12 protein-coding genes, 1 pseudogene and 1 riboswitch are annotated in these 23,424 nt (G+C 63.8%); of the genes and pseudogenes, 9 read left to right on the forward strand and 4 right to left on the reverse strand.

Annotated features, from left to right (window positions below):
• Nucleotides 1-432: 432 nt before the first annotated feature.
• The 3 genes and pseudogenes from HWX87_RS35070 to HWX87_RS38360 form a co-directional block, all read left to right on the forward strand.
• Nucleotides 433-9,552 (forward strand): hemagglutinin repeat-containing protein, encoded by a 9,120-nt coding sequence (locus HWX87_RS35070; RefSeq protein WP_176051442.1) that lies wholly within the window; start codon nucleotides 433-435, stop codon nucleotides 9,550-9,552.
• Between the two features lie 838 nt (nucleotides 9,553-10,390).
• The gene (locus HWX87_RS35075; RefSeq protein WP_176051443.1) at nucleotides 10,391-12,148 is read left to right on the forward strand and encodes a ShlB/FhaC/HecB family hemolysin secretion/activation protein; all 1,758 of its coding nucleotides are present in this window, start codon (nucleotides 10,391-10,393) and stop codon (nucleotides 12,146-12,148) included.
• Nucleotides 12,145-12,463, forward strand: a pseudogene (locus HWX87_RS38360) (DNA-binding protein); the annotation flags it as partial. The gene HWX87_RS35075 and the pseudogene HWX87_RS38360, both read left to right, overlap by 4 nt.
• A gap of 74 nt (nucleotides 12,464-12,537) precedes the next feature.
• Here the strand turns inward: HWX87_RS38360 and HWX87_RS35080 are convergent.
• The 3 genes from HWX87_RS35080 to HWX87_RS35090 are packed head-to-tail and all read right to left on the reverse strand — an operon-like array spanning nucleotide 12,538 to nucleotide 14,242.
• Nucleotides 12,538-13,401, reverse strand: coding sequence for an SH3 domain-containing protein (locus HWX87_RS35080; protein WP_176051444.1), 864 nt, complete (start codon nucleotides 13,399-13,401; stop codon nucleotides 12,538-12,540).
• A gap of 43 nt (nucleotides 13,402-13,444) precedes the next feature.
• Nucleotides 13,445-13,813: a hypothetical protein gene (locus tag HWX87_RS35085; protein WP_176051445.1), complete on the reverse strand. Its 369-nt coding sequence runs from the start codon at nucleotides 13,811-13,813 to the stop codon at nucleotides 13,445-13,447.
• A gap of 33 nt (nucleotides 13,814-13,846) precedes the next feature.
• A complete protein-coding gene (locus tag HWX87_RS35090; protein WP_176051446.1) occupies nucleotides 13,847-14,242 on the reverse strand; it encodes a helix-turn-helix domain-containing protein in 396 nt (131 codons plus the stop codon).
• A gap of 136 nt (nucleotides 14,243-14,378) precedes the next feature.
• Between HWX87_RS35090 and gstA the strand changes: the two genes are divergently transcribed.
• The 6 genes from gstA to HWX87_RS35120 all read left to right on the forward strand — a co-directional run bounded on the left by gstA (nucleotide 14,379) and on the right by HWX87_RS35120 (nucleotide 21,985).
• Nucleotides 14,379-15,011 carry a glutathione transferase GstA gene (gstA, locus tag HWX87_RS35095; protein WP_176051447.1) on the forward strand — a complete coding sequence of 211 codons (633 nt, stop codon included), beginning with the start codon at nucleotides 14,379-14,381 and terminating at the stop codon, nucleotides 15,009-15,011.
• A gap of 87 nt (nucleotides 15,012-15,098) precedes the next feature.
• Nucleotides 15,099-15,476, forward strand: a complete 378-nt coding sequence (locus tag HWX87_RS35100) for a hypothetical protein (protein ID WP_176051448.1) — start codon at nucleotides 15,099-15,101, stop codon at nucleotides 15,474-15,476.
• A gap of 92 nt (nucleotides 15,477-15,568) precedes the next feature.
• Nucleotides 15,569-16,861, forward strand: coding sequence for a TolC family protein (locus HWX87_RS35105; RefSeq protein ID WP_176051449.1), 1,293 nt, complete (start codon nucleotides 15,569-15,571; stop codon nucleotides 16,859-16,861).
• 11 nt (nucleotides 16,862-16,872) lie between these two features.
• Nucleotides 16,873-18,417, forward strand: a complete 1,545-nt coding sequence (locus HWX87_RS35110) for an efflux RND transporter periplasmic adaptor subunit (RefSeq protein ID WP_176051450.1) — start codon at nucleotides 16,873-16,875, stop codon at nucleotides 18,415-18,417.
• Nucleotides 18,414-21,620, forward strand: coding sequence for an efflux RND transporter permease subunit (locus HWX87_RS35115; protein WP_176051451.1), 3,207 nt, complete (start codon nucleotides 18,414-18,416; stop codon nucleotides 21,618-21,620). Before HWX87_RS35110 ends, HWX87_RS35115 begins: the two co-directional genes overlap by 4 nt.
• Nucleotides 21,617-21,985, forward strand: a complete 369-nt coding sequence (locus HWX87_RS35120; protein ID WP_176051452.1) for a copper-binding protein — start codon at nucleotides 21,617-21,619, stop codon at nucleotides 21,983-21,985. The genes HWX87_RS35115 and HWX87_RS35120 overlap by 4 nt, the downstream gene beginning before the upstream one ends.
• A 100-nt stretch (nucleotides 21,986-22,085) precedes the next feature.
• Here the strand turns inward: HWX87_RS35120 and HWX87_RS35125 are convergent, their stop codons facing one another.
• Nucleotides 22,086-23,096: a sodium:calcium antiporter gene (locus HWX87_RS35125; RefSeq protein WP_176051453.1), complete on the reverse strand. Its 1,011-nt coding sequence runs from the start codon at nucleotides 23,094-23,096 to the stop codon at nucleotides 22,086-22,088.
• A 114-nt stretch (nucleotides 23,097-23,210) separates the two neighbouring features.
• Nucleotides 23,211-23,345, reverse strand: a riboswitch (yybP-ykoY riboswitch).
• Nucleotides 23,346-23,424: the final 79 nt, after the last annotated feature.

Here is a 23,424-nt window from a genome sequence, read left to right on the forward strand (position 1 = left end):
AGGCATCCCTATTAATGGGATGTTGGGCGTTCAATATGTGGGAAATGAGGTGTCCCGTCGCGCATCATCCTGAGAAAGGAAGCATATTTTCGAACTAGTCGTAATGACACGTCGGCTCAGCAGGCAACGCCAATCTCCGATCCGAAAAGAGACAGCAAATTCGCTTTCCGCGCGTATCGCTCGGGATGAGCGCTTTTTCGTGGATGCTGTCGTTACCACGGAGCGATTTCGCCATTTCAGACGATTGAAATCCGCATGTTTTTATTAGGTATGCATATTGATATCGGGGCGCATGTCAATCGGACGAATCTGAAATTAGAAATTTGTCGTTTCCCGTCAACAGCTTGGTAATTTTTGACAGTTGCCTTTCAGTCGTCTCGGTAAGATCGCATCCAATAAACCAACGAATGGACGCGGGCCGCGTCGACGAGAATGAACAAGAATACGCATCGCTTGGTGTATTCCAGGCGTCGGGGAATGGTGGTCGCCGTCGCGGAGACGGCGACGGCCGAGGGGAAATCGGCAACGGGCGAGGCGCGCGCGCGGCGGCGTTCATCGGTGTCCGGCGCGCGTGCCGTTGCGGCGGGCGTCGCCGTGCTCGGCATGCTACCTGTCCTGTCCGGTGCGCAGATCGTCCCGACGCCTGGTACCAGTACGCACGTAATCCAGACGCCGAACGGCTTGCCTCAAGTCAATGTGGCGCGTCCGTCGAGCGCAGGCGTCTCGGTCAATACCTACAACCAGTTCGATGTACAGAAGGCTGGCGCGATCCTGAACAACTCGGCCACGATGGTTCAGACCCAGCAGGCGGGCTGGATCAACGGCAACCCGAATTACGGAGCCGGACAGGCTGCGCGGATCATCGTCAACCAGGTCAACAGCCCGAACCCGTCCCAAATCCGCGGCACAGTCGAGATCGCAGGCGCCCGTGCGGAACTCGTCCTGGCTAACCCGTCCGGGATTTTTGTCGATGGCGGCGGCTTTCTCAACACCAGTCGCGCGACCCTGACAACCGGCGTACCGTTCTACGGTGCCGATGGGTCGCTTGCCGGCTACAACGTCAATCGCGGCCTCGTGACCGTCGCTGGCGCGGGCCTGAATGCAGCCAATACCGATCAAGTCGATCTGATTGCACGCGCGGTGCAGGTGAACGCGGCGGTCTACGCGAAGAATCTGAATGTGGTCGCCGGTGCGAGCCAGGTCAACCACGATACGCTTGCCGCGACGCCGATCGCCGGCGACGGCCCGGCTCCGGCGGTTGCAATCGACGTGAGTCAGTTGGGCGGCATGTATAGCAATCGGATCTTCCTCGCCTCGAATGAGAACGGCGTGGGGGTGGCCAACGCAGGTACGATCGCGGCTCAGGCAGGCGATTTGACGCTGCAGTCGAACGGCCGGCTCGTGCTCACGGGCAAGACGACCGCGAGCGGCAACCTTGCGCTGTCGGCCGCGGGCGGCATCCAGAACAGCGGTACGACGTACGCGCAGCAATCGCTGTCGGCCGCCACAAGCGCTGATCTCACGAACAGCGGGACGCTCGCGGCGCAGCAGAATACGACAGTGAATGCCGGCAGCGTCAATTCGACCGGCACGTTCGGCGCGGGCGTGAACGACGACGGCTCCGTTGCACATGGTGGCGACCTGAACCTGACGGTCTCGGGTCAGTTGAGCGCGACCGGCCAGAATGTCGCGGGCGGCAGCGCATCGTTGACGGGCTCCGGCGTGAATCTCGCCGGCAGCCAGACGGCGGCGAACGGCAATCTGTTGTTGAACGCGACGGCCGGCGACGTGAATCTCGCGAACGCGACGACGAGCGCGCAAGGCGCAATTCAGGCGAATGCTTCCGGCACGGTAATCAACGATCACGGCAGCCTGTCGAGTGGCGGAGGCACGACGCTGACCGGGGGCGCCCTCTCGAATCAGAGCGGCAAGGTCTCGTCGCAGGGTCCGCTGTCGGTCAACGTGGCTGGCCAGATCGCTAACCAGTCGGGCGAACTGATCTCCGAAAGCACGGCGGACATACACGGCGGCGCCATCGCGAACAACCAGGGCACCATCCAAAGCGCGGCCGGCATGACGATGGCCGGCGCGTCGCTGGATAACACGGCAGGGCGGATCACGTCGCTCAACGGCGATGGCTTGTCGGTGACGACGAGCGGTCAGTTGACCAACGCCGCGGGTACGACAGCGAACGGTGCTCAAGGCGGTGTCATCGGCGGCAACGGTGATGTTTCGGTTCAAGGCGCAAACGTTGTCAACCGCGGCGCGATCACATCCAACACGAATCTCCACGTTGCGGGCCAATCGGTCGACAACGGTGGCGGCACGTTGCAGGCTGCGCAGAACGTCGTAGTCGATGCCGGCGCACATTTGACGAACAGCGGTGGCTCGATTGTCGGCCAGACAGCAACGGTCAGCGCAACGACGATCGACAACAGCGCCGGCACCGTGCAGGCCGGCCAGGTGTCGTTGAATGCGACGGACCTCGTGAATCACGGTGGCACGATCACGCAGACCGGTACCGGAGCGATGGCCGTCAATGTGTCGCGCACGCTCGACAACTCCAACGGCGGCACGCTGCAATCCAACAGTACCAACCTGACGCTCGCCCCGACGTCCATCGTCAACGACAGCGGCACGATCACCCATGCCGGCAACGGCACACTGACGCTCGGAAACGGTTCGGGCTCGGTATCGAACGTGGGCGGCTCCATCGCGAGCAACGGACGCATGGTCGCGCAAGCCGGTGCACTGAACAACGCGTCGGGCTCGATCAACGCGCAGACCGGATTGACGGCGGCCGTCGCCGGCACGCTGAACAATGCGAGCGGCAAGCTGCTGTCGAACACGGACGTGAGTGTCACCAGCGGTACGCTGGCGAACGATGGAGGCCAGATCGGTGCCAGCACGAATGCGACGGTCCACATGGGCTCGATGACGAACCAAGGCGGTTCGATCGTCGCGCCGAACCTGTCGGTCACGGCAGACTCGACGCTGGATAACAGCGGCGGCGAGCTCGAGGCCAATCAGCTTGCGCTCACGGCCGCCAACCTCGTCAACCACGGTGGCACGATCACGCAGTATGGGTCGTCAGCGATGGGCATGAATGTCAGCGGCACGCTCGACAACTCGACTGGTGGCGTGATCCAGACCAACAGCACTGATCTGACGCTCAAGCCCGCCGGGCTGAACAACGCAGGCGGCACCATCACGCACGCCGGCACGGGCACGCTGACGATTGCACCGGGTAATGGCGCCAGCGCGTTGAACAACGCATCAGGCACCATCGTGACGAAGGGGCAAGCGGTCGTCGATGCGAGCAGCTGGAACAACGCGAACGGTATTCTCGCGGCACAGCGCGGCATCAATGCCACGATTGCGGGCGACGTGAACAACGCGCAGGGTCTGCTGCGATCGGACCCGTCGCTGTCGTTGACGAACGGCGGCGCTCTGTCGAACCGAGGCGGCCACGTCCAGGCCGGGCAATCGGCTGCGGGCGACACCAGCACGCTCGACATTCAATCTGCTTCGATCGACAACGCGGACGGCGCCATAGTCGATCTCGGTACGGGCAAGATGACGGTGCAAGGCGGCAGCCAGATCGCGAACAGTCATGCTGGCGGTGTGTCGGGTATGGGGGCCATCACCGGTAACGGAGACGTGACGGTCAACGCAGCGTCGATCAGCAACACGCAGGGCGGTCAGCTCAGTGGTGCATCGCTGAAGGTCCAGGGGAACTCGCTCGACAACAGCGGTGGCACCATCGGGAACGTCACGAATTCGAACGGCGACGTGAACGTCACGACGACCGGCGCGATTACGAACACGAACGGCCAGATCAGCTCGACGCACGACCTGTCGGTGGCAGCGGCCACGCTGCAAGGCGGCGGCACATATAGCGCGACGCATGACGCCAACGTGAACCTGCAGGGCGATTACACGGCGGCATCCGACACGCAGTTCAACGTCGGTCACGATCTCGCCTTCACGTTGCCCGGCACCTTTACGAACAACGCGAACCTGCAGTCGGTCAACAACCTGAGCGTCAACGCGAGCAACATCGTCAACGCGGGTGCCTTGACGGCCGGCGGCCTGCTGCGCACGCAGTCGACCAATTTGACCAACACGGGCGCGCTGGTCGGCGCCAGCGTATCACTCAACGCGACGAATACGATCTCGAACCTTGGGCCGACCGCGTTGATCGGCGGTTCCGACAGCAATGGCACGCTCGAGATTCTCGCGCATGACATCGAAAACCGCGACGACACGACGGCCACTGACTCGATGGCGACGACGGCCATCTTCGGTATGGGCAAGGTTGTGCTGGCAGGCGGCAAGGACGCGGGCGGTAACTATACGAACGCGGCGCTGATCAATAACGTGTCTGCCCTGATCCAGTCCGGCGGCGACATGGAATTGCACGCGGACAAGGTGACGAGTACGCGCCGCGTGATGAAGACTTCCACCAGCCAGATCGATCCGGCGTCGCTCGCGCAGTTCGGCATTCCGATCAGCGGTCGCACGGGCCAGGTCGGCGTGAAGGATTCGGAGAGCATCGGCGGCGTCTACACCGAGCCACCTCATGGCGGTCAGTGGAACAGCACGTATCAGTTCACGACTTATTACGCGGACAGCGCGACGGCGACGACCGTGACGGACATCAGCCCGGCCGCCCAGATCGTGTCGGGCGGCAAGATCGATGCATCGTCGGTCGGCACGCTGCAAAACTACTGGAGCAACATCGCGGCGGTCGGCGATATCAAGATGCCGGCGCGCTACGATGCGGATGGCTGGGCGGCATCCGGCCAGAAACTGCCGGGCGTGTCAGTTTCCTACTCGGGGCAATATCACTACAACAACTACGATAATTCCGAATATGACTGGAAGCTGCCGTTTGGCAATGCGCCGTTTGTCGGCTCTCGGCCGGGTGGCTACACGCAGGCGGCGCCGGCGTCGATCAAGGACTACAAGCTACCGCGTTATGATCCGACGCTGAATTCGAACGACACGATTTCGGGCACTGGAGTAAGTGTCAACAACACGGCCGGCAACGCATCGATTCCGTCGCTCGGCTTGCTGCCGGGTCAGTCGGTGCCGGGTCTTACGCCTACCAATCTGAGCGGTAACGCGAGCGGTGCGAAATCTGGGGCGTCGTCCGTGCACGGTGGTGCGCCCGCGCCGGTCGACCCGATCATCGCCAGCGCGACCGCGCTGAACGTGCTGACCAACCTGACGATTCCGCAGGGTGGACTGTTCAAGCCGACCACCGCGCCGAACGCGAGCTACGTGATCGAGACGAACCCGGCGTTCACGAACCAGAAGAATTTCATTTCGAGCGACTACTTCTTCGGGCAGCTCGGCGTCGATCTTACGCATATTCCGAAGCGCCTCGGCGACGGTTTCTACGAACAGCAGCTCGTGCGCAACGAAGTCACCGCGCTGACCGGCAAGGCTGTGCTGGGACCATATGCGGACCTGCAGACGATGTATCAATCGCTGATGGCTGCCGGCGCGGATCTGTCGAAGTCGCTCGATTTGCCGATCGGCGCGAGCCTGTCGGCCGATCAGGTGTCGAAGCTGACCAGCAACGTGATCATGATGGAAACACGTGTGGTCGACGGTCAGTCGGTGCTTGTGCCGGTCGTGTATCTCGCGAAGGCGAGCCAGCAGAACATCGACGGGCCGTTGATCAGCGCGACGAACATTGATTTCCAGAACGCGCAGTCCTTCGCGAATAGCGGCACGATCAAGGCGGACAACACCCTGGCAATCCAGGGCAAGCAGATCGACAACGCATTCGGCGCGCTGCAAAGCGGTGGGCTGATGTCGCTGAAAACCGAGAACAATATCGACCTGACGTCGGCGAATGTGAAGGCTGGCAGCTTGCAACTGGACGCTGGGAAAGACCTGATTCTCGATACGGCGACGAAGACGAACACGCGGGTGAGTCGCGACGGTGCGACGAGCGTGGTGACGACGCTCGGGCCGACAGCGAAGCTGGATGTCGCGGGTGATGCGTTGATCGTCACCGGCGGCAACTTCCAGCAGAACGCGGGCAACCTGTCGGTTGGCGGCAACCTTGGCATGAACGTCGGCGGCAACTGGGATCTCGGTGCGGTCCAGACGGGTGAGCACAAGATCGTGCAGCGCGCGAACGGTATATCGAACACCGACATCAACAAGGTTACCGGCAGCTCGGTGACGGTCGGCGGGCAATCGAATGTCGTCGTGGGTGGTGATCTAACGGCGAAGGGCGCGCAGATCGACCTTGGGCAAGGTGGGACGCTTGCCGCCAAGGGCAACGTGACGCTCGGCGCGGCGAGCGCGACGTCTACGGTGAACAGCAATAGCTCGGGCAGCGACAGCCACGGCAGTTACGCGGAAACGCTGCACACGTCGGATCAGGCGCTGACCGGCACGACACTCAAGGGCGGCGACACGGTAAATATTGTGTCGGGCAAGGATATAACGCTCTCCGGTAGCACGATCAGCCTCGACAAGGGTAACGCGAACCTGTTGGCGGCCGGCGACGTGAATGTCGGCGCGGCAACCGAGACGCACGAGCTGAATTCGCACGAAACGCACAGCCACAGCAATGTCGTAAGCGGCGTGAAGGTCGCAAGCGGGATCGACCAGACGATGACGCTCAATCGCGGCAGTCTGGTATCTGCGGACGGCGTGAACATTGTCAGCGGAAAGGACGTCAATGTTCAGGGCAGCACCATCGTCGGAACGAACGACGTGACGCTCACTGCAGCGCGTAACGTGACGGTGACGACGTCGCAGGACACCTTGCAGTCGTCGAGCTACTACAACAAGAAGGAGTCCGGGCTGATGTCCGGCGGCGGACTGTCGGTGTCGGTGGGCAGCAGTTCGCTGAAGACGACCAGCCAGACGACCGAGGTGTCGAACAATGGCAGTACGATCGGTTCGCTGAACGGTAACGTCAGCGTTACTGCTGGAAACGACCTGCACGTAACGGGAAGCGACCTGATCGCAGCGAAGAATCTTAGCGGTACAGGCGCGAACGTGACGATCGACTCGGCGCAGGACAAGAACCACCGCGGCGAAACGCAGGAAGTCTCCAAGAGCGGCCTGACGCTGGCACTGAAGGCACCAGTGATCGACGCGGTATCGAATGCCGTTGGTCAATCGCGTGCGTCCGGAAACAGCCAGGACGGTCGGGCAGCGGCGCTGCACGGGATGGCTGCGGCTAGCGCGGCATGGGACGCGAACGTTGCCGCGGGCGATGTGGTCCGGGCGCTGGGGGCGGGCGAGACGCCTCAGTTCAAGGTCGAAGTCAGCGTCGGCAGCAGTCACAGCAAGAGCGCATTCTCCGAAGACAGCGTGACGAATCGCGGCTCGAATGTGAATGCAGGCGGGACGGTGGCGTTTGCGGCGACCGGCAACGGTCAGACTGGCAGCGGCAATGTGACGATAGCCGGTTCGAACGTGAACGCGAACGATGTAATCCTGGCGGCGAAAAATCAGGTCAATATCGTTAATACGACGGACACCGACTCGACGCGCAGCACGAACGAGTCGAAGAGCGCGAGCGTGGGCGTGTCGGTCGGCACGGGCGGGTTTGGTGTTTCCGCAGCGATGTCGAAGGCCAACGGCGACGGCAACAGCGATCTGGCCACGCAGAACAATAGCCATGTAAACGCAGCAAACAATGTGACGATCATTTCGGGCGGCGATACGAGCATCATCGGCTCGAACGTGAAGGGCAATCAGGTGAACGCCGACGTGGGTGGGAATCTGAACATCGTCAGCGCGCAGGACACATTGTCGAGCGCGGCGCATCAGTCGAGTTCGGGCGGCGGCTTCAGCATCAGTCAGGGCGGCGCCAGTGCGAGCTTCAGCCAGAGCAAGGGCAACGCGTCGGGCAGCTATGCGGGCGTCAATGAACAGGCCGGGATTCACGCGGGCGATGGCGGCTTCAATATCAACGTCACCGGTAATACCAATCTGAAGGGTGGGCTGATCGCAAGTCAAGCGGATGCGTCGAAGAATTCGCTGACGACAGGTTCGCTGTCCTTCTCCGACATCCAGAACCGGTCGCACTACGACGCGAGCTCGAGCGGCTTCAGTGCGGGCGCGACGACCGGCGACGGCGGGATGAACTACAGCACGCACGGCAGTACCTCGGGCAAGAACGCGGGCGGTGCCGCGCCGATGCTCGGCCAGAACGACAGCGGCAGCGATAGCGCGACGACGAAGAGCGGCGTGAGTGCGGGAACGGTCACGGTTACGGATTCGGCGAACCAGAAGCAGGATGTGGCTAGCTTGAACCGCGATACGACGAACACGAACGGTACGGTCGCCAAACTTCCGGACATGCAGAACCTGCTGGCCAACCAGTCGGACATGATGGCTGCGGCCAGCGCGGCTGGTGAAGCGGTGTCGCGCCGGATCGGGGACTATGCCGACGAGATGAAACGGCAAGCCGAGAAGAATGGTGACCAGGCAGGTGTCGATGCCTGGAAGGAAGGCGGAGCGAATCGCGCGCTGATGCAAGGTGCCGGTGCAGCGCTGGTGACCGGGCTGGCGGGCGGCAATGCAGTAGGCGGCGCCGCAGGTGCGGCGATTGCGTCGATCGCGTCCGGCAAGCTGAACGAACTGAGTAGCGCGATCGCGGGCAGCGATCCGACCGGCAATGCCAATATGAATCAGGCACTGGGCAACATCGTGGCGAACGCGCTTGCGACGGGGGCCGGTGCGGCCGTGGGTGGGGAATCGGGGGCGTTCTCGGGGTACAACGTGGATCGGTTCAACCGGCAGTTGCACCCGGACGAAAAGAAGGCGATCGGCGACAAGGCGAACGGCGACAAGGATGAGGAAAAGCGCCTTACGCGTGCCGCGTGTTATGCCGTCAAATGCTGGGCGGAATATCCCGCTGGCAGCGACGAGCGCAACAAGAATTTTGTGAGCGAAGTGGAGGTGGCATCGCTCACAAAGGAGCTCGACTGGGTGAACCAACAGAAGAGTTCTGGTCTGTTCGAATATACCGCTTTGCAGAAAGGCGGCGACGCCATTAAGACCGACCCGGTGGGAGTTGCAAAAGATGTAACCAAAATGACGCTCGGTGGAATGACGGCAAAAACTGGAGCCGCGCTTTGTACAAGTGGCATCGGATGTGCTGTTGGTGGCTGGATGACGACCTTTGGGATCAGCGAGTTCGTGGAAGGTGGCAGTGGCCTGTATAACCGTTACAATGGAATCAATGTGCCGGGGGATAATCCACTCCGCTGGGGTTTCAGTCAACTTTCTCCGCAATGGGGAAATACCATATATGATGGAATCAATTTTGGAATGGCCATTCTCGCCCTGAAAGCTCCCGTTCCATTGAATATGGGTGTCGCTGATGGATTAAACCGACCGGTTTCGATTTTTGGTGTGACTGTCCCACGCATTGATAACGTAAATTTGCTCCCTTTCATTAAACAGCCTTGGCCATACGGCACGACGCAGGGATTCTTGCTTTATGGAGTTGGCTCGAAAGGGGCAGCCGTTGTCAATGACGTTAGGGATGGCGGAGGTAAAAAATGAACTGGCGTAGATTATATGCGACGCTCCAAATCTGCTTCACAGTGTGCCTTGCATCGGCGGTTGGTGCAGGCTGCTGGGCCTTTCTTATATCGGGGATATGCCGTATAGCATTAAAAATGAATGACACTATCGCGCTTCTGTCAATCGGATTGCCGTTGTTCATTATTTTTTTCTTCGTGTTTGTGAAGTATTTACCAAAGCCGCTGCGCAGAGCTGGAATGTTGAGTGACAACCCGGAAAAGTTCGGCCCTTGGTTCAAGTGATGACCGCTCTGCAGATCTGAGTGTCAAAGCCGCGACCACCGTTCCATCCCGTATTGAATGAAATATGAAAACTATTCGCCGGGGGAATTCGGCTGCCGCAGCGCTGCTGTTTATCGTGACCAGTGTGTCGGCGCAAAAATGCCGTTGCTGGGGATAAATCAGCCTTTGATGTCGTTTGGCGTGGGGTCGAGAGGGGTTGCTGTCTACAATGACGTGTCAAAGGAAACCAGGGCAGGCCATCAATGAATAGGGGATTTTATGCTAAAGCCCGTCTTTTTGTAGCTGTTGCCTCAATATCATTTGGGACAGGTGTTTTCTGGGCGTTTCTTGCGTCAGAGTTGGTGTGCCATTTATTTGGATTCGGCGAGGGTAAGACATTAATTTTTATCGGCGGGCCATTTTTCATAATTTACTTTATTTGGTGCAGCAAGGTGCTACCCGAAATTCTGACGAGGAATTCTCGCGTATAAGAGCCATCGAGTACAGAGATGCTCGAAGTGTTGGGCTGCACTGCAGGCCGCTGCAGATCTATTTCAATCGTGCATAAAATTTCTGCCCCCTTCGGAAAACAATAAATGAGAATTACTAGAGGGCTTGTCGTGTTGCCGTTGGCGGTCGCTTCGTTCGCTGTATATGCGCAGCAGGCTCCAGCGCCCGAAGATCGTGCGGCGGCCGCCCGTGCGAACGCTGAGCAGGACCGGCAGGCCCGGCAACAACGCGAAGCTGAGCAACGAACCGCGGTCGTACAAGCACCTTCGGTTCGGTCTGACGTGCCGCGCGCTGAAACATATCCGGCCCTGCCTGCGGAAACACCTTGCTTCCGTGTCGGTCGTTTCACACTCGACGTACCCGATGCGCTGCCCGCTTCCCTTAAATCGCAAGGCGCGTCGGCATTGCCGATGGATCGTTTCGCCTTTGCGCGCGAATGGCTCGAGCACTACTCCGGCCAGTGCGTCGGCAAACGGGGCCTCGACATCCTCGCCAGGGGCCTGTCGCAAGCGATCCTGGCGCGCGGGTACGTCACGACGCGCGTGCTGCTGCCTGAGCAGGACCTGTCGACCGGCACCCTCAAGTTTTCGCTGATCCCTGGCGTGATCCGCCACGTGCGCTTCGCCGACGAAAAACTCCGCGGCACTTGGAAAACTGCTTTTCCGACTCGCGACGGCGAGCTGCTGAACCTGCGTGACCTCGAACAGGGCCTCGAGCAAATGAAGCGCGTGACGAGCCAGGACGTATCGATGCAGATCGTGCCGGCCGACGTGCCCGGCGAAAGCGACGTGGTGCTCGACGTGAAGCGCAGCAAACCGTGGACGGTCGTCGCTTCAATCGACAACTCGGGTACGCGCGCGACAGGCCGCCTCCAGGGCAATTTGTCTCTCGGTATCGACAATCCCCTAGGCCTAAACGATATCTTCAACATCGGCGTGAGCCAGGATCTCGAATTTGGAGACAAGCGGCTCGGCTCGCATGGCTGGAACGGCTTCTATTCGATCCCGTGGGGCTACTGGACCGCGACGCTGTCTGCGTACACAAATACGTACTACCAGCAGATCGCCGGAGTGAACCAAACGTTCATCGCGAGCGGAAATTCGAAGACGGTAGATTTCAAGCTGAACCGCGTGCTGTCGCGTAGCCAGAACGACGTGTTTGGTGCGCAGGTCCGATTGTCGCGTCGGTTTGGCCAGAGCTTTATCGAAGACACCGAGATTCCTCAGCAGCGCCGCAACAACACGTTCGTTGAATTCGGCCTGACCGATCGCCACTACTTTGGTAACGCGCAATTCGACGGCACGCTCGCGTACCGGCAGGGGATCGGCGCGTTCGGTGCGCAGGACGACGCGCTGTCGGCCGACGGCGGTCCGACTTACCGCTACAAGATGGCCGTGCTCGATGCGAACCTGTCGGTGCCGTTCGCAATCGCGCAGCAGCCGTTCCGCTATGTGACGACGTTCCACGGTCAGTACACGGGCAATACGCTGTACTACATCGACGACCTGACGATCGGCAGCCGCTATACGGTGCGCGGATTCGACGGCGAGACGATGCTCGCGGCGTCGCGCGGCTTCTACTGGCGCAACGAACTGCAGGCGCCAATCGGCCAAACCGGGCAGGCTGTATATGTCGGCATCGACTACGGCCACGTGTGGGGTCCGCAGCCGGTTACCCTCGTTGGCACACAACTGGCGGGTGCCGTAATCGGCGTGAAGGGCAGCGTTGCGACTCGATTGGGCGCCTATGGTTACGATCTGTTTGCCGGCACACCGATCTACAAACCGCCCGGGTTCCCGACGGCGCGAGTAACGGTTGGTTTTCAGGTCACGGCACAGTTCTGATGAAGGAGGGGCGATCCCAGACTCGGTCCGCTGTCGTCGGCGACGATGTCGGTGAGGATCGGGAGCTGACGGTCCCTCTGGCCGCGCAGATCGCCACATTGCTGTCGAAGAGCCACGAGCCGCGGCCTCGATGTCCACGATGCGGCGGCCGACATATCGCGACGCGGGATTCAGAACACGCTCGATCGGCAGATTGCCGTTGTTCGAATGCCAGGCGTGCCCGCGCTATTTCTGCCGCACTGTCGACACGCCGCTGGGCGAAAACCCCCTCAACAGCAGATCGACCTGTTCGTTTCTCTGCTGTCGCGACCGATCTATCGGAGTCCTTGAAATGCCGTCGCTGAAGAGCTAGGAAAGGGTTCCCGCTGGGTACAACAAATTGCCCCTTGTCAGCCGCCCATCGCCTCCTTCGCACTGACCCAACCCTGCACCGCACCCGCGTGCGGATTGCGATACCGCACCTTCAGCCACTGAAAATCGTTGCTCGCGTCGATCACCTCCACCGTGTCGCCCGCGACGACATAGCGGCGCGCGGGCGCATCGGTCATCGCATCGTGCAGCGGCAGGCGTGCCGCGCGCACCTTGAACGTGACGGCGCCGCCGCCATAGGCGTCGGGGCGGCGCGAGACGCGCTTGCCTTGCGCGTCGTAGGTCAGCAGCATCGACGACGGGCCGTTGTCGGTATCGAGCAGGTCGCGCAAGTCGTCCGGTATCGCTTCGCTGGACTGGTACAGGTACATCTTTCCGCCGGCATCGAAGCGATACGCATCGGTGTACCAGATCGGGCCGCCGCGGCACGAGCTGTACAGCGTGCGCTCCTTCGGCTTGGCCACCACGTTGACCAAGTCGTCGCAGTTGCCGGGCGGCAGGTTGCTCGCCGGCATGTGCAGCGGCTCGAACTGCTGGCGCGCGGCGTCATACAGGTAGATGCCGTAGCTGTCGTTGACCATGCCGAGCGTCGCGTGCATCGCGAGATCGCGGTGGCCGTCGAAGTTGTAGTCGTCCGATGCGAGGTGATAGTGGCCTTCCTCGTCGGTGGCGGTCACGTCGAGCGTTTGGGTCTTGCCGCTCGGCAGGAAGCGCACGGTGATGTGCTCGCTGTCCGCGCGCTCGACGCGGGCCGTGACGGTGTCGTCGACCTTGAACGTGAGCAGCGGTTTGGCCGCATGCGCGGCGGAGGCCAGCGTTGCGCACGCGGAGAGCAGCAGCGCGGCAACGCGCGGAAACGGTCGGAGTGGCGAGGTGCGCGTCATGAGCGGTTGTCAGCGTGAACGGAGGGAGTGCGCGGCCAATCGGTCAGCCGCGCGTGCTGTCGTCCTGAAAGCCGTCCTTGCCGACGAAGATCTCCTTCAGCGCGGCGCGCAGCGTGACCGGATCGTACTGGCCGGGTGCGAGATGGATGACGTAACGCGTTTGACCGTCGAGACGCGCGGCGATGCCGGGCTCGATCTCGACGTCGATCGTGTCGTCCGTCAGGCGCACCGACAGATCCTTGACGCGCCAGTTGATCTGGTCGCGCACCATCACTTCGATCAGCGCGTCGTCCGGAAAGCGCGACAGCGCGAAGCAATAGTCCTGCTCCGCGTCGTGACAGTAGATGTTGGCGAAGCTTTCGTCGTCGTCGAGGTCGGACGTCGCCGCGCCGACGGTAGCGTGAAGTTCCATGAACGTAGGTTCCTGCGTATGGGTTATCTGGGGTTATCTCGGGTTACCGGGGCAATCGGGTTGCGTTTCGATCGCCGCTGCGGGCGTCGCGCCGGTATCGCACGTCGCATCGACATCGCGTGCCTTCAGCCACAGCCCGAATTCGCGCATGACGTCGACGACGGGCCGCAGCCGGTCGCCGTCCGCGGTCAGATCGTACTCGACCCGCACCGGCACTTCCGGATAGACGGTTCGCCGCACGAGCCCCGCGTCTTCAAGTGCGCGCAGGTCGAGCGTCAGCATCCGCTGCGAGATGCCGGGCATGTCGCGGCGCAGGTCGCTGAAGCGTCGCGGCCCGTCGAGCAGGTACGACACCAGCAGCAGCCGCCAGCGGCCGCCGAGCAGGCGCATCGCTTCTTCAACGGAACATCCTGTCGCACTCGTTTTCATCGTGCCGAACCCTGGTCGGTAAATTTTTTGTGACTACGGCACAAACGACTGCCGTCTTCCCGGCGCTGCGCCGATGCGAGATATTAGCGCCCGCGTCGCGGCGAATCGATACATGGACAACCCACGAAGGAAACGCATGAAGCTCTATCACGCTCCCGGAAGCTGTTCGCAGGCCATTTGCATCGTGCTGTGCGAAGCCGGCATCGATGCGGAGGTCATCAAGGTCGACGCGCGCAAACACGTCATTGAAGACGGTCGCAACTACTACGACGTGACCGAACTCGGCTACGTGCCGCTGCTCGAACTCGACGACGGCACGCTGCTGCGCGAAGGGCCCGTAATCGCGCAGTATCTCGCGGATCGGCGTCCGGAAGCCGCGCTCGCGCCTGCGTACGGCACGCTCGGTCGTTATCGGCTGATGGAGTGGCTGAACTTTCTCTCCACGGAAATCCACAAGGGTTTCATTCCGCTGCTGTACGCGGTGCAGGCGGGGAAATACGTCGATCCGGCGAGAACGAAGCTCGACAGCCGGTTTGCGTGGATCGACCGTCAACTCGACGGCAACGCGTTCTTGATAGGCGACACGTTCACGGTCGCCGATGCTTATCTGTTCGCGTTGACGGGGTGGGGGAAGGCCGACTGGATGCGGTCGGTGTACAACGCGGATATCGACCTGAGCGGGTATGGGCATCTGCGCGCGTGGTACGAGCGGGTGCGCGCACGTCCGGCGGTGCAGGCCGTGCTGGAGGCCGAGGCGTTGGCGCGGTAGCGTGCGGTGGCGGCCGCGGATACGGCGCGTCGCTTCGCCGTATCGATGCGCCGCCACAGAGCAAAACCCCGCGCTATAATCGCCGGCATGAAATTCCTCCGGACCATCATCCTGCTGCTGCTCTGCGCGGTGCTGCCCATCAGCGGGCTGGCAGCCAGCGGCCTGGCCGGGGAATGCCCGATGATGCAGCAGGGCATGTCGATGGACATGGACGCCGGCATGTCCGCGGACATGCCGGGTTGCGATTCGATGAAGTCGTCGTCCACCGGCAACGCCCACGCGAAAGCGAAGGGCATGTCCTGCAAGCTGACGGCCCAATGCCAGTTCGGCAGTCTCTATCACCCGGCCGCTCGCGCCGAAGTCAGTCGTCCCGCTGCATTCGCCAGCACCGTCGCTTTCCACTACGCGCAAATCCTCCCGGTCCGCGACCCGAGCGGGTTGTGGCGCCCTCCACGCATCAGCTGATCCCGATCCGATAGGTTCGCCGCATTCGCGGTGAGGTTCGTCCTGTATCAGGACGTGGAATCCCTATGGGGTTCCGCCGTTGGGGTTAAACCATGTCATTCCATTTCGGCACGCCGCTTGCGCGGCGTGCGCGCCGGCGCGCGCCCATGCTTTGGGCGGCGCTGCTGGTTGCGGGCGCGGTTCACGCGCAGCAACCGCCATTAACGCTGGACGCCGCGCTGCAGTCCGCCACCGATCATTCCGCGTCGATGCAGGCCGCCCAGGCTTCGGTGCGCGCCAGTTCGGAGGCGGCCGTGAAGGCCGGCCAGCTGCCCGACCCGATGCTCAAGGCCGGCATCGACAACTTGCCGGTCAACGGCGGCCAGCGCTTCACCGTCGGCCAGGACTTCATGACGATGCGCCGCATCGGCATCGAGCAGGAGTGGGTGTCCGGCGACAAGCGGCACCTGCGCACGGCACTGGCCAACGAGCAGGTCGGGCGCGAGCGAGCAGGGTATCTGGCGCAGCTCGCGAGCGTACGTCAGCAAACCGCAACGGCGTGGCTGAACGCCGTCTACGCGAAGCAGGCGCTCGCGTTGCAGCAGGCGCTGCTCGATCACATGAACCATGAATTCGACGCGACGAAGGCGTCGTATCGCGGCGCGAAGGCGAGTGCATCCGACGTCGTCCAGGCGCGGGCGATGCTCGCGCAGACGCAGGATCAATTGCTGAAAGCGCAGCAGGTCTACCAGACGGCGCTCATCGCGTTGTCGCGCTGGACCGCCGTGCCGGCGTCGGACGTCACGGGCACGCCGCCCGCGCCGGAATCGTTCGTGTCTTCATTGCCGCCGGACGAGCTGCGCCTGTCGCAGCCGGCGCTGATCACGGCCGCCGACGATATCGCCGTCGCCGAAGCCGATACCGCCGTCGCGAACAGCGAGCTCAACCCGAACTGGACGTGGGAAGTCGCGTACCAGCAGCGTGGCGGCGCGTATTCGAACATGGTGTCCGTCGGCGTCACCATCCCGCTACCGATCAACCGCAAGAACCGCCAGAACCGCGACGTCGCCGAGAAGGCCGCGCTCGCGACCAAGGCGCGCCTGATGTACGAGGACACGCTGCGCCAGGTGCAGGCCGATATCCGCACGCAGTCCGAAACGCTTGCGAGCGGCCGCGAACGCATCGCGAACCTCGGCGCGGCATTGCTGCCCGCCGCCGACCAGCGCGTGCAGCTGGCCAATGCCGCGTACCGGGCCGGCACGGGCTCGCTCGCCGACACGTTCGCCGCGCGGCGCGCACAGCTGGACGCGCAGTTGCAGGTGCTCGATCTCAGGCGCGACGTGTCGCAGATCTGGGCGCAGCTCGAATATCAGGTCGTGCCGTCGACGATGGCCACCGCGCAGTGAAGGAGATCCTCATGAACAAGCAATCACTGGCGCGCGCGGTGCTGTTGACGTTCGCTGCCGCGGCGCTGCTCGGCGCCGGTTATTTCGCGGGTACGCGCCATGCGGCGGGCGGCGCGGCGACGGCCGCATCGGCCGCCGTGCCTGGTACCGCACCAGCCGGCAACACCGACCCGGCCACGGGCCGCAAGGTGCTGTACTGGCACGACCCGATGGTGCCGAACCAGCATTTCGACAAACCCGGAAAGTCGCCGTTCATGGACATGCAGTTGCAGCCCGTCTACGCGGACGAAGGCGGCGGCACCACCGGCATCCGGATCGATCCGGGCCTGCAGCAGAACCTCGGCATCCGCTTTGCGACTGTCCGGCGCCAGCAGACGGCGGCCGGATTCGATGCGGTGGGCACCACGCAGTTCGACGAATCGCGCGCGGACGTCGTCCAGTCGCGCGTCACCGGCTACATCGACCGTCTCTATGCACGCGCACCGATGCAGCGCATCGCGAAGGGCGCGCCGGTGGCGTCGCTGTTCGTGCCTGACTGGCTTGCACCGCAGGAGGAATATCTCGCGCTCAAGCGCGGCGGGATGGACGGCAGCCTGCTCGATGCATCGCGCGCACGGATGCGCGCGCTGTCGATTCCCGACGGCATGATCGCGAGCCTCGATCGCACCGGCCGCGCGCAGACGCACGTCGTGCTGAGCGCGCCGGAAACCGGCGTCGTCAGCGAGCTGAACGTGCGCGACGGCGCGATGGTCGCACCCGGTCAGACGCTCGCGAAGATCGCCGGGTTGTCGACGCTGTGGCTCATCGTCGAGGTGCCGGAAGCGCTTGCGCTGAACGTGCAGCCGGGGATGGCCATCGACGCGACGTTCGCCGGCGACCCGGCGCAGCACTTCACCGGACGCATCCGCGAAGTGCTGCCGGGCATCAGCACGAGCAGCCGCACGCTGCAGGCGCGCGTGGAAATCGACAACGCCGCGCAGAAGCTCACGCCCGGCATGCTGATGCGCGTGCGGGTCGCCGGGAAGGCGAACGTGTCGCGCCTGCTCGTACCGTCCGAAGCGGTGATTGCGACCGGCAAGCGCACGATCGTCATCGTGAAGAACGGCGACGGCAGGCTCCAGCCGGTGCAGGTGACGACGGGCAACGACATCGGCGGCGACACGGAAGTGCTCGACGGGTTGAACGAAGGCGACACGGTCGTTGCATCGGGGCAGTTCCTGATCGATTCCGAGGCGAGCCTGAAAAGCGTGCTGCCGCGGCTGGAGCACGACGCCGGCGCAAGCGGGGCGGCGGCGATGTCCGCTTCGGCGCCGAAAGCGGCGGCGCCGGTCTATGAAACCACCGGCAAGGTCGAGAAGGTCACGGCCGACGACATCACGTTCTCGCATCAACCGGTGCCGGCGCTCGGCTGGGGGGCGATGACGATGGCGTTCGGCAAGCCGGCGGCCCACGCGTTCCCGGACGTGAAGCCGGGCCAGACCGTGCGTTTCGCGTTCACGCAGACCGACGACGGCTACCGGCTGACGAAGGTCGAGCCGCAGGGAGGCGAACGATGATCGCGCGCATCATTCTCTGGTCGGTCCGGAACCGCTTCCTCGTGCTGCTGGCCACCGTGCTGATCGCGGCATGGGGCGTTCATTCGCTGCGCCAGACGCCGCTCGACGCATTGCCCGACCTGTCGGACACGCAGGTGATCGTGAAGGCGTCGTATCCGGGCAAGGCGCCGCAGGTCGTCGAGGATCAGGTCACCTATCCGCTGACGACGACGCTGCTCGGCGTACCGGGCGCGAAAACCGTGCGCGCGTACTCGTCGTTCGGCGATGCGTTCGTCTATGTGCTGTTCGACGACCACACCGATCCGTACTGGGCGCGCTCGCGCGTGCTCGAATACCTGAGCCAGGTGCAGAGCCGGCTGCCGGCCGGCGCGACCGTGTCGCTCGGGCCGGATGCGACCGGCGTCGGCTGGGTGTACGAATACGCGCTCGTCGATCGCACCGGTCATCACGATCTCGGGCAACTGCGCGCGCTCAACGACTGGTTCCTGAAGTTCGAGCTGAAGGCGGTGCCGGACGTCTCGGAAGTCGCGAGCATCGGCGGCATGGTGCGCCAGTACCAGGTCGTGCTCGATCCCGACAAGCTGCGCGCCTACGGCATCACGCAGGCTGCGGTCGCGGAGGCGCTGCGTCAGGCCAACCAGGAATCCGGCGGTTCGGTCGTCGAGCTGGCCGAGTCGGAGTACATGGTGCGTTCGTCCGGCTACCTGCGCACGCTCGACGACTTCCGCCATGTCGTGCTGCGCACCGACGACGCGGGCACGCCCGTGCTGCTCGGCGACGTCGCGCGCATCCAGGTCGGCCCGGCGATGCGACGCGGGATCGCCGAGTTGAACGGGCAGGGCGAGGTGGCGGGCGGCGTCGTCGTGATGCGCTCGGGCAAGAACGCACTGACGACGATCGATGCGGTGAAGGCGAAGCTCGCCGGCCTGAAGCGTTCGCTGCCGCCCGGCGTCGAGATCGTCACGACCTACGACCGTTCGCAACTGATCGAGCGCGCGGTCGGCAACCTGAAGGACAAGCTGATCGAGGAATTCGTCATCGTCGGGATCGTCTGCGCGGTGTTCCTGTTCCATCTGCGCAGCGCGTTCGTCGCGATCCTGTCGCTGCCGCTCGGCGTGCTGGCCGCGTTCATCGTGATGCGCTACCAGGGCGTGAACGCGAACCTGATGTCGCTCGGCGGGATCGCGATCGCGATCGGCGCGATGATCGACGCGGCGATCGTGATGATCGAGAACGCACACAAGCATCTGGAGGCGTACGACCACGCGCATCCGGGCGAGCCGCTCACGGTCGCGCGCCGCTGGGAGCTCGTCGCGGCGTCGGCGGCGGAAGTCGGGCCCGCGCTGTTCTTCTCGCTGCTGATCATCACGCTGTCGTTCATTCCGGTGTTTTCGCTGGAAGGGCAGGAAGGCAAGCTGTTCGCGCCGCTGGCGTTCACGAAGACCTACACGATCGCCGCGGCCGCCGGATTGTCGGTGACGCTGGTGCCGGTGCTGATGGGCTATCTCGTGCGCGGCCGCATTCCGCACGAGCACGCGAACCCGATCAACCGCGTGCTGATCCGCCTGTACCGTCCGCTGCTCGAAGCGACGCTGCGGCGCCCGTGGTTCGCGATCGGCGTCGCGGTCGTCGCGCTCGTGCTGACGGCCGTGCCGTTGTCGCGGCTCGGCGGCGAATTCATGCCGCCGCTCGACGAAGGCGACCTGCTGTACATGCCGACCGCGCTGCCGGGCATTTCGGCGGACAAGGCGAGCGAGCTGCTGCAGCAGACCGACCGGCTGATCAAGACCGTGCCCGAGGTCGACACGGTGTTCGGCAAATCGGGCCGCGCCGATACCGCGACCGATCCCGCGCCGCTCGAGATGTTCGAGACGACGATTCGCTTCAAGCCGCGCAGCGCGTGGCGGCCCGGCATGACGCCGGAGAAGCTCGTCGACGAACTCGACCGGACGGTGAAGGTGCCGGGCCTGTCGAACGTGTGGGTGCCGCCGATCCGCAACCGGCTCGACATGCTGTCCACCGGGATCAAGACGCCGGTCGGCGTGAAGATTTCCGGGCCTGACCTGGCCGGCATCGACGCGATCGCGAAGCAGGTCGAGGCCGCGGTGAAGCCCGTGCCGGGTGTCACGTCCGCGCTCGCGGAGCGTCTGAACGGCGGCCGCTACATCGACGTCGACATCGACCGGCTCGCCGCCGCGCGCTACGGGCTGTCGGTGGCCGACATCCAGTCGGTCGTGGCGTCGGCGGTCGGCGGCGACGATGTCGGTGAAGTGATCGCGGGGCGCGAGCGCTTTCCGATCAACATCCGCTATCCGCGCGAGATCCGCGATTCGCTCGAGAACCTGCGGCAACTGCCGGTCGTCACCGCGCGCGGCGCGCAGATCCGCCTCGGCGACGTCGCGCGCATCGACATCGCCGACGGACCGCCGATGATTCGCAGCGAGAACGCGCGGCTGTCCGGCTATGTGTACGTCGATCTCCGCGGCGTCGACCTGAGCACGGCGGTTCGTGCGATGCAGCAGGCCGTCGCGCAGCAGGTCGCGTTGCCGCCCGGCTATTCGATCGCGTGGTCGGGGCAGTTCGAGTATCTCGAACGCGCGGCGGCGACGTTGCGCACCGTCGTGCCCGTCACGCTCGTCGTGATCTTCGTGCTGCTGTTCCTCACGTTCGACTCGGCGGCCGACGCGCTGCTGCTGATGTCGACGGTGCCGTTCGCGCTGGTCGGCGGCTTCTGGCTCGTGTGGGCGCTCGGCCATGCGGTGTCGGTCGCGACGTCGGTCGGCTTCATCGCGCTCGCGGGCGTTGCCGCCGAGTTCGGCGTCGTGATGCTGCTGTACCTGAAGGGCGCGCTGCAGCGCCGGCTCGATGCCGGCGAACCGCTGACCGATGCGGTGCTGCTCGACGCGATCCGCGAAGGCGCGGTGCTGCGCGTGCGGCCGAAGGCGATGACGGTCGCCGTCGTGCTCGCCGGGTTCGTGCCGATCATGGTCGGCCACGGCGCCGGTTCCGAAGTCATGCAGCGCATCGCCGCGCCGATGGTCGGCGGCATGGTCACGGCGCCGCTGCTGTCGATGTTCGTCATTCCCGCCGCGTGGCTCCTGCTTCAGCGCCGTCGTGCGCGAAGCGCGGGCCGGGCGCGGCATTCCGATGCAGTTCCTTCCGGCACGAACGTGCCATCCATCCCAACCGGAGAATCACGATGAAAATGAATCAATTGATCGCCACCGCAACCGCCGTCGTCGCGCTCGGCGTTGCCGCCGTACCGGCGTTTGCCGCCGGCGAGATGTCGGGCATGGACATGTCCGGCATGAAGATGTCATCGGACGGCGCGGCCGATTCGACTGCCGCGCTGACCGATGCCGAAGTGAAGAAGGTCGATGCCGCGAGCGGCAAGATCACGCTGAAGCACGGCGCCCTCGACAACGTCGGGATGCCGGCGATGACGATGGCGTTCAAGGCGAAGGACGCGGCGATGCTCGCGCACGCGCACGCGGGCGACAAGGTGAAGGTGCGGATCGAGAAGGTCGACGGCACGCTGACGATCGTCAAGCTCGTCAAGGGTTCCTGATCGTCCGGGGCGGGCGCAACCGTCGCCCGCTTCCTGCACCTTGAAGCGCGCCGCGCCGACGTGTCCGTCGGCCGGCGCGCCCGGCCCAGGCGCCGGTGCGTCAGCGCGCCAGCGTCAGGACCAGATACCCCGCATAACCGGCGCCGTTCGCGAGCAACGCCCAGATCGCGAGCCCGCGCGTGCGCGCGTTGAAGCGCAGCCAGGCGGCCGCCGCGAGCGTGATGATCACGCCGGTCAGCACTTCGGGGCGCGGCTCCCACGGCGTCAGCATGATGCCGATCGCGGGCAGCAGCGTACCCTGGAACACCATCGCGCCGGTGATGTTGCCGAACGCGAGCGTGTCCTTCTTGCGGCGGATCCACAGCACGCTGTTGACCTTCTCCGGCAGTTCCGTCGCGATCGGCACGATGATCAGCGACAGCAGCAGCGCCGAGATGCCGAGCACCTGCGACACGCCTTCCACGCCGTGAATGAAGCCCTTCGCGCCGCCGATCAGCAGCGCGAGGCCGATCAGCAACTGCAGCGCGATCGTCGCGAGATTGGTCGGCAGGCCCACGCGCGACAGGAACATCGTGTGCGGCGCCTCGGTGCCGTGGCCGGCATCGACGAGCCGGGTCGACGCGCGGAACGTCATCACGACGTACATCACGTAGATGCCGACCAGCATCGCGGCGAGCAGCGCGCGCACGGCCCAGTTGTGATGCGGGACGAACATCGCCGCGGTGGCCAGCGAGAACGCGGCGAGGAAGTAGTTCATGTCGCGCACGAAGCCCGTGCGTTCCGGTGCGATCGTGCCGCGCAGCCCGCGCGAGCGGATCACGGCGAGTGTCATCAGGAACGTGGTGAGCGTCGCGAGCATCAGCGGCGCGCCGAGAATCGCGCCGACGCCGATTTCCTCGTTCACGGCCTGGTTCGCCGTGCCGCCGGCCAGTGCGAGCAGCGGCACCATCGTTTCGGGCAGCGCCGTGCCGACGGCCGCGAACAGCGAGCCGGTCACGCCTTCGGAAATCTTCAGGCGTTCGCCGAGATGTTCGAGCGCATTGGTGAAGACCTCGGCCGCGACGAGGATGACGATCAGCATGAACGCCAGTTCGAGGAGCATGAAGGTCATGCGGCACCTCCGCAGGCACGTGGACGGCGGGCGGGGGAGCGCGGGGACAAGACGGCGGGGAACATGGGGACTCCGTGGTCGGACGCTGACGAACCATGGCGCATCCGCCGACGTCCGACCAGGAACGACGCGATGCGCCCATGGTCTCGCCAGGCCGATCAGGCTGAACGCGCCACGGCCGCAGGCCGAGTGTGTTGACGCGTTCGCTTTCCGGGGACGGAAAGCAGGCTACTCCCCAAAGACGAAGGGCAGTCTAGCCGAGCGGAATTCTTTCGACAAGCCTTCATCACAAAAAAATATACCCCTCTCCCCTATAGGGGAAGCCTTC

The organism is Burkholderia sp. BCC1644 (genome assembly GCF_902833225.1).
Lineage (GTDB): Bacteria > Pseudomonadota > Gammaproteobacteria > Burkholderiales > Burkholderiaceae > Burkholderia.

Coding starts and splice junctions, on each gene's coding strand:
- HWX87_RS35090 (WP_176051446.1), bottom strand. CDS start 14,242: ATGAAAACGAGTGCGACAGGATGTTCCGTTGAAGAAGCGATGCGCCTG.
- HWX87_RS35115 (WP_176051451.1), top strand. CDS start 18,414: ATGATCGCGCGCATCATTCTCTGGTCGGTCCGGAACCGCTTCCTCGTG.
- HWX87_RS35075 (WP_176051443.1), top strand. CDS start 10,391: ATGAGAATTACTAGAGGGCTTGTCGTGTTGCCGTTGGCGGTCGCTTCG.
- HWX87_RS35110 (WP_176051450.1), top strand. CDS start 16,873: ATGAACAAGCAATCACTGGCGCGCGCGGTGCTGTTGACGTTCGCTGCC.
- HWX87_RS35100 (WP_176051448.1), top strand. CDS start 15,099: ATGAAATTCCTCCGGACCATCATCCTGCTGCTGCTCTGCGCGGTGCTG.
- HWX87_RS35105 (WP_176051449.1), top strand. CDS start 15,569: ATGTCATTCCATTTCGGCACGCCGCTTGCGCGGCGTGCGCGCCGGCGC.
- HWX87_RS35085 (WP_176051445.1), bottom strand. CDS start 13,813: ATGGAACTTCACGCTACCGTCGGCGCGGCGACGTCCGACCTCGACGAC.
- HWX87_RS35125 (WP_176051453.1), bottom strand. CDS start 23,096: ATGACCTTCATGCTCCTCGAACTGGCGTTCATGCTGATCGTCATCCTC.
- gstA (WP_176051447.1), top strand. CDS start 14,379: ATGAAGCTCTATCACGCTCCCGGAAGCTGTTCGCAGGCCATTTGCATC.
- HWX87_RS35070 (WP_176051442.1), top strand. CDS start 433: ATGAACAAGAATACGCATCGCTTGGTGTATTCCAGGCGTCGGGGAATG.
- HWX87_RS35120 (WP_176051452.1), top strand. CDS start 21,617: ATGAAAATGAATCAATTGATCGCCACCGCAACCGCCGTCGTCGCGCTC.
- HWX87_RS35080 (WP_176051444.1), bottom strand. CDS start 13,401: ATGACGCGCACCTCGCCACTCCGACCGTTTCCGCGCGTTGCCGCGCTG.